The sequence below is a fragment of the Pedococcus sp. P2_A3 genome (assembly GCF_056405035.1).
In genome coordinates this window covers 96,445-105,373 of the sequence record NZ_JBFUCW010000022.1, presented here as the reverse complement: position 1 = coordinate 105,373, position 8,929 = coordinate 96,445, and the positions used below count along the sequence as shown (strand labels likewise).

The following is an 8,929-nucleotide window of genomic DNA, read 5'->3' as shown; positions in this document are numbered from 1 at the left end:
CCCACACCGCCTGCGAGAACAAGCCACCCATCACCCGCTTGACCAACCTGTCAGGTCAGTACAGCTAGCAAAGGAAACTGGTTCGTGGACAGGTTGCAACCTGTCCCTCAACGAGCAACCTTTGCTAGCAAAGCTTGCTACCGGGAGAGGTGGGACGAGCGGGCGCGGAGCAGGCGGACCAGCGCGGCGGCGGCGTCCTCGGGCGTCCCGACCCGGAACCGCGCGGCCGTCTCGCCCTCACCGACCTTCACGGTCAGGTCATCCGGGCCGAGCGCGCGGAACGCGTCCTCGTCGGTCACGTCGTCGCCGAAGTAGGCGACCGCCTGGGCGCCGACCTCGTCGCGCAGTGCCACGAGGGCGGTGCCCTTGTCGGCGCGCACCACGCCCACCTCCACGACGTTCTTGCCGTGCAACACGTGCAGTCCGGTATGTCGCGTGGTCACCTCCAGCGCGGCCGCCTCCACCGCGTCGGCGGCGGCCCGGTCGGTCATGCGACGGGTGTGCACGACGACGGCGCTCGGCTTCGTCTCGAGGTAGGCGCCCGCCGGCCGTCCCTCGGAGACCTCCTCGAGCTCGCGGGTCACCCGCGCCAGGGTCTCCTGCTGCTCGGCCGTGAGGTCGGTCGCGGTGGCCCGGCTGGTCTCAGCGCCGTGGGTGCCGATCCGGGTGACCGCGCTGTCGGCGAGGCCGGTCAGCGAGGTGAGTGTGTCGAGGTCGCGACCGGAGACGACCGCGGCGTGCGTGTCGGGGAGGGCCGCGAGTCCTTCGAGCGCCTCGATGGTGCCGGGCAGGGCCCGCGACTCGGAGGGGTCGAGGACGAGCGGCGCTAGCACGCCGTCGAAGTCGGAGGCCACCAGGACCCGCGGCGTGGCCACCAGCCGCTCGATGGCCGCAACCAGGTCAGGCGTCAGCAACCGCTCGGACGGCACCCCCATCAGGAGGTCGCCCTGCTCGGCCGGCTCGCCTTGGCGGGCCGAGCCGCCTGGGCGGCCGCTGCGTGGTGGAGCTCACGCGCCTTGCTGTCGGCCCGGGCCTGGTCGTCATCGGCCTTCTGCTCGCGCGTCGAGCGCTGCGGCCGCTCGGGGGCGACCTCCAGGGCCTCGAGGAACCGCGAGGCCCAGCGCTGGACGTCGTGGTCGGCCACGCGACGGCGCATGGCCCGCATGAGGCGCCGCTTCTCCTTCTCGGGGGTCTCGATCGCGCGCATGATCGTCTGCTTCAGGCCCTCGATGTCGTGGGGGTTGCAGACGAAGGCCTGGTGCAGCTCGTGGAACGCGCCGGTGAACTCCGAGAGCACCAGCGCCCCGCCCTCGTCGTGACGGCAGGTCACGTACTCCTTGGCCACGAGGTTCATGCCGTCGCGCAGCGGCGTCACCAGCACGACGTCGGCAGCGAGGAAGAGCGCGGCCATCTCCTGCCGCGGGTAGCTGTGGTGCAGGTACTGCACCGCCGGCGAGCCGATCCGGCTGTGCTCGCCGTTGAGCCGACCCACCTCGCCCTCGATCTCCTGCCGCAGCTCTCGGTAGGCGGCGACCCGCTCCCGGCTCGGGGTGGCCACCTGGACGAACACCTCGTTGGGCGGGGAGACCTTGCCCTCGGCGAGCAGCTCGCCGTAGGCCTTGATGCGGTGGCCGATCCCCTTCGTGTAGTCGAGGCGGTCGACGCCCAGCAGGAGGGTGCGCGGGTTGCCGAGCGACTCCCGGATCTCCTGGGCGCGCCGCATCGTCTCGGGCTGCTTGGCCACCGCCTCGAGACCGGCGTAGTCGATCGAGATCGGCACCGCACTGGCCCGCACCCGCCGACTGTCCTCGGCGCGGGAGACCGACACGGTGTCGCCCTTGGTCGGCAGGCCCAGCAGCTGGCGGCACGCGCGCACGAAGTTCTGGGCGTCGGCCACCCGCTGGAAGCCGAGGTAGTCGGCGCCGAGCAGGCCCTCGAGCACGGCCCGCCGCCACGGCAGCTGGGCGAACAGCTCCACGGGCGGGAAGGGGATGTGGTCGAACCAGCCGATTCGCACGTCCGGACGCAGCTCGCGCACCATCGCGGGCACGAGCTGGAGCTGGTAGTCGTGGACCCACACGGTGGCGCCCTCGGCGGCGACCTCGCAGACGGCCTCGGCGAACCGGCGGTTGACCACCTCGTAGGCCGTGAACCAGAACCGGTGGAACGTCGCCGGGACGATGACGTCGTGGTAGATCGGCCACAGCGTGTCGTTGCTGAAGCCCTCGTAGTAGTGCGCGACCTCGTCCTCCGACAGGGGCACCGGGCGCAGGTACATGTCGTCCTCGACGAACGGTGCGGGGGCGTCCCCCGCCTCTCCGGCCCACCCGACCCAGGCGCCCTCGCGGCCGCGCATGACCGACTCCATGGCCGTCACCAGGCCCCCCGGGCTGGTCCGCCAGGACTCCTCCCCGTCGGGGCCGACCACCCGGTCGACGGGCAGTCGGTTGGCGGCGATGACGAGGTCGAACTGCTTCTGGCTGCGAGGCACAGGAAATCAACTCCACGGTTTCGTTGCGAAGGCAACCCTATGTCGGCGGCCCACCCCACGGCATACCCGCACCCTCACCCCGCCACTCCTGCAACCTGAGCACCCCAGGGGGCGCCCAGGTTGCGGGAAGGGGGCGGCGGCCTGGGTCGGGTTCCCCTAGCGGTGGCCCTCCCAGCGGTCTACCGTCTGACCATGAGGATCTCGGATGTCGTGCGACGCAAGGGTGGCAACGTGGTCACCATCCGCTCCGATGAGACCGTGGAACGGCTGCTCGACCTCCTCGCAGAACACCGCATCGGTGCCCTCGTGGTGAGTGATGACGGTGAGGGCATGACCGGGATCGTCAGCGAACGAGACGTCGTGCGCCACCTCCAGAAGGACGGGGCCGCGGTGCTGCTGGCCCCGGTGAGCTCGATCATGACGGCCGACGTGAAGACGTCTGGCCTCGACGTCCCCATCGAGGAGCTGGCCCGCACGATGACCGAGATGCGCATCCGGCACGTGCCCGTGGTGGTCGACGGCAAGCTGCACGCGATCGTCAGCATCGGCGACATCGTCAAGCACCGGATCGACGAGCTGCAGTCCGAGCGAGACCAACTCGTTGGGTACATCCAGCAGTAGCCTCACCCGTTTCCCCGGGCTGCTCGCTTACCGTAGGGGGGTGACCACGGAGGCGATCGAGGGCAGCGACGGTGCACCCGTCGCGCCCGAGGGCGCCCGGATCGGGCCGTACCGGCTGATCCAGCAGCTCGGGGAGGGCGGCATGGGCGTCGTCCACCTCGCCCTCGACCCCAGTGGTCGGGCCGTGGCCCTCAAGCTGCTGCGTCCCCACGTCGCGCACGACCGTGACGCCCGCACCCGGCTGGCTCGCGAGGTGCAGGTCCTCAGCCGCATCCGCGACGACCGTGTGGCCGCCGTCATCGACGCCGACCTCGACGGCGAGCGCCCCTACCTCGTGACCCGCTACGTCCCCGGTCCCGCTCTCGACGACGTGGTCAAGGAGTCCGGCCCGATCCGGGGCCAGGAGCTGTTGCGGCTCGGCCGAGGGCTGGCCGAGGCGCTCGACGCCATCCACGAGGCCGACGTCATCCACCGCGACCTCAAACCGGGCAACGTGCTGCTCCTCGACGGTGACCCCGTGCTCATCGACTTCGGCATCGCGCACGTGGCCGACGACGTGCGGATCACCATGACCGGCCTCGTGATGGGCACGCCGGGCTACCTCTCGCCCGAGGTGGTCGAGGGGGCCCCCGTCACCGAGGCGACCGACTGGTGGGGGTGGGCGGCGACGCTCGCCTACGCCGCGAGCGGTGCCCCGCCCTTCGGCCGCGGCCCGATGGACGTCGTGCTGTCGCGGGTCAGCCGGGGCGAGGCCGACCTCACCGGGGTCGACCCGCGGCTGGCACCGCTGCTGTATGCCGCGCTGTCGCCGGTGCCGCGCGAGCGCCCCGACGCGGACGAGGTCGTCGACGCGCTGGAGCGCTATGCCACGGGGAAGCCCGTGACCGAGGCGCTGGCGACGCCCTCGCGGCATACCCGGGCCTTGGAGCACCGGCCGACCGCTCGCTGGGACCGGCCCGCGGTCGCACCCGCCCCCGTTGCCCGTCAGGTCGAGCAGCCGCCGATCGACCAGGCCTGGGCGCGCGAGCCGGCCTGGTCCGGCGAACCGGACGGCGAGCTCGTCCCGTGGGACGAGCCGGACGGCGAGGTGTCGGAGTGGCAGGCGGCCTGGGAGGCCGAGGCCGGCCAGCCCGACCCGCGGATCGGCCGACCCGCCCGCACGGGCACCCTCTTCGCCCTGCTCGCGGCGGTCGTGGCCGGCGCGGCCGGCTTCCCGGTGGTCGCCCTGGCGTTCGCGGTGCTGTGGTCGTGGGCCGCCCGCACCGCCGACCGGTCGGTGACCTCCCTCGTGCTGCGCCGCCACACCCGCGGCCCGCGACGTTCTGATGTCCCCCTGGCTGTCGTCGCCAGCCCTTGGCACCTCGTCGTGGGCGCGCTCGCCACGGTGGTGAGCGCGATCCTGCCCCTGCTCGTGGGCGTCTGCGCCGTCTTCAGTGCCGCCCTGGGCACGGTGGCCGTCTACGGCGGCCAGCCCGCCCCGAACTCCTCCGGTCCCCTGGCCGTCGGCGCAGCGGTGGCCGCGTTGATGGCGTGGTGGGGGCCCGGTGGTTCGGGCCTGCGCCGCGGCACTCGCAGCATCGTGAGGGGCGTCAGCCCCGGTCCGCAGGGCACCCGGGTGCTCGTGGGCATCGCCCTCGTCGTGGCGGTCGTGGCCGTCGCGGTCTGCTTCCAGAACGCCGGGGTGCCGCACTGGTGGCCCACCCAAGCGCCCTCCACGTCGCTGCCGGGCGTGGGCCTGACCGGATGACCGACGGCCCGACGGACAGGCCGGCCTCGCGCCCCGTCAAGCGTCGGCCGGTGTTGCGGCAGAGCCGGATCTGGCGCGGCGAGGAGCTCACCGAGACGCTGCCCATGGTCGAGTCCCTGCGGCACACGCCCTACCGCAACCCCAGGGTGCGCCAGGCGGCCGCGGAGGAGCGTGAGGCGCGGGCCTCGCTCGACCTCGCGCTGCGGGTCGGGGAGCTCATGCTGCGCTGTGGGGCCGGAGCGCCCCAGGTCGAGTCGTCGGTGGTGGCCGTCGCCGCCGCGGCAGGTCTCGACAACCTCGAGGTCGACATCACCTTGCAGTCGCTGCTGATCCAGTGCACGACCGCGTCGGGGGCGCCGATCACGATGTTGCGCGTGGTGCGGTCGTCGACCCGCGACTTCGCCCGGCTCACCGCGGTCCACGAGTTCGTCGAGAACCTCGTCGCCGGGTCCTACGACCGCGAGGCCGCCGCCGCTCAGCTGCGGGAGATCCGGCGGGCGCCACGGTTCTGGCCGAAGTGGACGGTGCGGGGGGCCCTCGGGCTGCTGGCTGCCGCCATCGCGGTGATGCTCGGTGCCGGTCTGGTCGCGGCGCTCGTCGCGGGTCTCTCGGCCCTGCTGGTCGGGTATGCCGCGCGGGCCCTCGGCAAGGGCGGCCTGCCCGACTTCTACCAGTGCGCGATGGGCGGCTTCCTGGCGACGGTGATCGCCTGGGGCGCGTTCAGCCTCGGCGCGGCCGGGTGGTTGCCGGTCTCGTCGTCGGAGTTCGCCTTCATCGTCGCCGGCGGGATCACCGTCCTCCTGCCGGGGCGCACGGTGGCCTCGGCGTTCGAGGACGCGATCTCCGGCTACTCGGTCACCGGCGCCGGCCGGATGTTCGCGGTCTTCCTCACCACCGCCGGGATCATCCTCGGGGTGGCGACCGGGCTGCAGCTCACCCTCGCGCTCACCAGCGCCTTCGACCTCCGGCTGGCCTCGCCGTCCATCGTGTCGACGCAGGCGCTCAACGCCCCGGTCCTGCTGGCCGTGGTCGGGGCGTTCGTGGTCGGGCTGTCGGGCGCGGTCTCGCTGCGCAGCCGCCGCATGCTGGTGCTGCCGTGCGGGGTGTTGTGCGCCGTGGGCGTGGCCGTCTCGCTGGCCGTGGCCCGCATCGACGAGCTGGGCCAGCTGTCGGCGGCCGGACTGGCCGCGGTCGTGTTGGGCTGCGCGGGGCGCCTGGTGGCCCTGCGTCTGGGCGCGCCCGCGATGGTGCTGGTCGTCCCGGCGTCCTACGGCCTGCTGCCCGGCCTGGCGATCTTCCGTGGGCTCTACGAGATGGTCAACGGTGCGTCGGCCAACTCCGGCACCCTGTCGCTCCAGGGTGGGCTGACGACGCTGCTGGGGGCGATGGCGGTGCTGCTCGCGATCGCGGCGGGCAGCGTGCTGGGGGAGTTCGTGGCGGCACCGTTCGACCACCGCATGGTGCAGAAGCGTCGCGCCCGGCGGCGCTGACCGGCCCGCCTCTCCGCAACCTGAGCACCCTGAAGGGCGCCCAGGTTGCGGGTTGGGCACCCTGGGCGGCACCTGTCCGGGGGTCCTCGCATGCACCAAATGTGACGAATAATCGCCAACCGGTTGTCGCCCTGACGAAGGCCCCTTACCGTGTCTTACCTGCGCGAACGCGCGGAGACAACTGCACACGGCATACCCAGACAGCCATGCACGCCCACCGCGCCGAGCCTCGTCAGGTGGGGGTTTCACCGGAAGATCTCCGGGCACGACGAGGACGGGGGACCCAACGCGGCCACCACGGTGGCCTTGGGGTGAAGCCGGCTCACGCCGGCCGGGCACCTGACAGCCCGAACCCGACAGCTCACCTCGCAGGCGCCGGTCAGGAGAGGAAACCCCGCAATGTTCTACGCCCCCAGGCACTCCGCCCGGAAGGTCAACCCCGTTCGGCGTCGTGTGACCGGAGTTGCGGTGGCAGGTGTCGCCACCGTCGCCGGCGGCCTCGCCACCGCCACGAGCGCCCAGGCCTCCACGGTGTGGGACCGCGTCGCCGCCTGCGAGAGCGGTGGCAACTGGGCGATCAACACGGGCAACGGTTACTACGGCGGACTGCAGTTCTCCGACCGCACGTGGGACGCCTTCGGTGGCGAGCGCTACGCCCCTACCGCCAACCGCGCCACCAAGGCCCAGCAGATCACCATCGCCCAGAAGGTGCTCTCCGCGCAGGGTCCCGGCGCGTGGCCGACCTGCGGCGCGCGCGCCGGCCTCACCCGCGCCAACGGGGGTGCGGTGGACGCCGGGTCCACGGCAACGACGGCGTCGCGGTCGACCACCCGCAAGGCTCCCGCCACGTCCGCGTCCCACTCCGGTCGACTCGTGGTCGACGGGATCCGCGGCCCCAAGACCAACGCCGCGCTCGAGCGCTGGGTCGGCGGCTCGGTCGACGGCAGCCTGTCGCGCGCCGACGTCAAGGCACTGCAGCGCAAGGTCGGCTCGGCCCCCGACGGTGTCATCGGCCCCAAGACGATCCGCGCCCTGCAGACCGCGATCGGTGCCCGCACGAACGGTGCCCACCACCTCGATCGCGCCACCGTGCGCGCGCTGCAGAGCTACCTGAACGCCCACTGACCCACTCTCCGCACAGACAGCGGCCCGACACCTGAGGGTGCCGGGCCGCTGTTGCACGTCGGGCGCGGCACTTGTTGCCACCTGTGGGTCACGGGAGGCCGGTTTGCTGGCCCTGGTGACGCATCAGTGGCAACAAGTGGGAGAGGTGGGTATGCCGTGTGCGCGCCGGGATTCCGGGTGGCCGGCGCCGCGCCGGTACGATCGTCGCCGTCTGCTGCGGTTGCGGCTGGAGCGGACAGGCCGGCGTGGCGCAATTGGCAGCGCACTTGTCTTGTAAACAAGGGGTTAGGGGTTCAAGTCCCCTCGTCGGCTCTGGTGCTGGAGATTTTCGGGTCGCGCTGCCGACTCAGCGGTTCTCGGCCCTGCGGAGCACCGACTCGAACTGCTTCCCCAGGGTGCGCGCTCCCACCAGCGGTATCAAGGCGGCGACGAGCCGGCCCCTGACGGAGTTCGGCTTCCGGTTGAGCGTCACCCGCAAGTCGGTGCCGTCGGCCGCGGGGAGGAGCTCGTAGTGCCAGCCGCTCCCCGGTCCCCAGAGGTTCGACTCGAGGGTGTCGATGGTGACGGTGCCGGCGGTGGCGTCCCAGGAGTAGCGCTCCCGTTCCCAGCCCATGCTGGTGCCCTCGGTCACCTCGGCCCAGTCGGGGCCCTGGTCGTGGACCGTGAAGTGGGCGTCATCCACGTTCGGCCACCAGCGCGCCCGGTCGGGGCCGAAGTCCGTGATGACGGCCAGCACCTCGCTCGGCGACAGGCTCGTGTGGACGGTGAACTGTGTGCTGGACATGCGAGGTCCTCATCCGTCGGCGGGCAGGGGGAGATCGGTGGCGCTGACAGCACGTCCGGGCGGGCGGCTGCCGTGCCCATCATGCGCCACGGAAGCCCCACGCCCAAGGTGGGACCGCGGGGCTACTCGGCTCGGTCATCGCCCAGTCCGGCTGCCGAGCCCGGCGCGGGTGGAGGTCGAGGCCGGCGGGCCCTACTCCTTGGTGACGCCGATCCTCACCTTGCCGCTTCCCGTGCACTCGGGAAGGTGCGCCTCGGCATCGCGCCGGGCCTTTCCGCGGGCTCGGCGGGCGGGGCCCACCCAGTTGCAGCTCTTGCAGAACCCGAAGGTGAACGAGCCGTCCTCGCGCACGGAGACGTGATCCTCCACCTTGGTGAGCTTGGCGCGGTGCCGCTGTCCCTCGTCGTCGGTGACGGTGAGCTGGTGGCCGTCCCGGCTCCGGAACCGGAGGATGCGCTTGGCCACGGGCTCATTGTGCCCCACGGTCGACACCCGCGCACCGGTGCTCCCCAGCCCCTGCGTCGCACTGTTCGAGCCCCCCGTGCCGGTGCACGTCATGAACCCCCGCCCGCGGCGTCAGGACTGGTGACCGGGGAGCGCGCGATGCCCGGTCGCTCACGGACGGCGGGTGACCGACCCCAACCACCCGGCCCGGTCGCCCGCCGTCTCGT

General features: G+C 72.4%; 8 protein-coding genes, 1 tRNA gene and 1 riboswitch. Of the genes, 5 read left to right on the top strand and 4 right to left on the bottom strand.

Features of this window, described 5'->3' with window-relative positions; all coding sequences use genetic code 11:
- Nucleotides 1-137 precede the first annotated feature (137 nt).
- Nucleotides 138-935: a trehalose-phosphatase gene (gene otsB, locus AC1DX8_RS16920; RefSeq protein WP_477631110.1), complete on the bottom strand. Its 798-nt coding sequence runs from the start codon at nucleotides 933-935 to the stop codon at nucleotides 138-140.
- Nucleotides 935-2,491 carry an alpha,alpha-trehalose-phosphate synthase (UDP-forming) gene (locus AC1DX8_RS16915; protein ID WP_477631109.1) on the bottom strand — a complete coding sequence of 519 codons (1,557 nt, stop codon included), beginning with the start codon at nucleotides 2,489-2,491 and terminating at the stop codon, nucleotides 935-937. The genes otsB and AC1DX8_RS16915 overlap by 1 nt, the downstream gene beginning before the upstream one ends.
- A gap of 192 nt (nucleotides 2,492-2,683) precedes the next feature.
- On the opposite strand from AC1DX8_RS16915, the gene AC1DX8_RS16910 reads away from it, so the two are divergent.
- From AC1DX8_RS16910 to AC1DX8_RS16890, 5 genes are all read left to right on the top strand, one after another.
- Nucleotides 2,684-3,112, top strand: coding sequence for a CBS domain-containing protein (locus tag AC1DX8_RS16910; RefSeq protein ID WP_477631108.1), 429 nt, complete (start codon nucleotides 2,684-2,686; stop codon nucleotides 3,110-3,112).
- Nucleotides 3,113-3,152: 40 nt separating this feature from the next.
- On the top strand, nucleotides 3,153-4,859 hold the full coding sequence (locus tag AC1DX8_RS16905; RefSeq protein WP_477631107.1) for a serine/threonine-protein kinase: 1,707 nt from the start codon (nucleotides 3,153-3,155) through the stop codon (nucleotides 4,857-4,859).
- Nucleotides 4,860-4,909: 50 nt separating this feature from the next.
- Complete coding sequence (locus AC1DX8_RS16900) at nucleotides 4,910-6,349, top strand: threonine/serine exporter family protein (protein ID WP_477631106.1); 1,440 nt, start codon at nucleotides 4,910-4,912, stop codon at nucleotides 6,347-6,349.
- Nucleotides 6,350-6,585: 236 nt separating this feature from the next.
- Nucleotides 6,586-6,739, top strand: a riboswitch (cyclic di-AMP (ydaO/yuaA leader).
- Nucleotides 6,740-6,817: 78 nt separating this feature from the next.
- Nucleotides 6,818-7,474, top strand: coding sequence for a transglycosylase family protein (locus tag AC1DX8_RS16895; protein ID WP_477631105.1), 657 nt, complete (start codon nucleotides 6,818-6,820; stop codon nucleotides 7,472-7,474).
- A 239-nt stretch (nucleotides 7,475-7,713) separates the two neighbouring features.
- A tRNA-Thr gene (locus AC1DX8_RS16890) sits at nucleotides 7,714-7,786 on the top strand.
- 34 nt (nucleotides 7,787-7,820) lie between these two features.
- On the opposite strand, the gene AC1DX8_RS16885 is transcribed toward AC1DX8_RS16890, so the two are convergent.
- Nucleotides 7,821-8,258 carry an SRPBCC family protein gene (locus AC1DX8_RS16885; RefSeq protein ID WP_477631104.1) on the bottom strand — a complete coding sequence of 146 codons (438 nt, stop codon included), beginning with the start codon at nucleotides 8,256-8,258 and terminating at the stop codon, nucleotides 7,821-7,823.
- A 192-nt stretch (nucleotides 8,259-8,450) separates the two neighbouring features.
- Nucleotides 8,451-8,723 carry a hypothetical protein gene (locus AC1DX8_RS16880; RefSeq protein ID WP_477631103.1) on the bottom strand — a complete coding sequence of 91 codons (273 nt, stop codon included), beginning with the start codon at nucleotides 8,721-8,723 and terminating at the stop codon, nucleotides 8,451-8,453.
- Between the last annotated feature and the right edge of the window lie 206 nt (nucleotides 8,724-8,929).

Bases quoted from the DNA above. Each gene is read 5' to 3' on its own strand.
- otsB (WP_477631110.1), bottom strand. From the start codon at position 935: ATGGGGGTGCCGTCCGAGCGGTTGCTGACGCCTGACCTGGTTGCGGCC.
- AC1DX8_RS16910 (WP_477631108.1), top strand. From the start codon at position 2,684: ATGAGGATCTCGGATGTCGTGCGACGCAAGGGTGGCAACGTGGTCACC.
- AC1DX8_RS16885 (WP_477631104.1), bottom strand. From the start codon at position 8,258: ATGTCCAGCACACAGTTCACCGTCCACACGAGCCTGTCGCCGAGCGAG.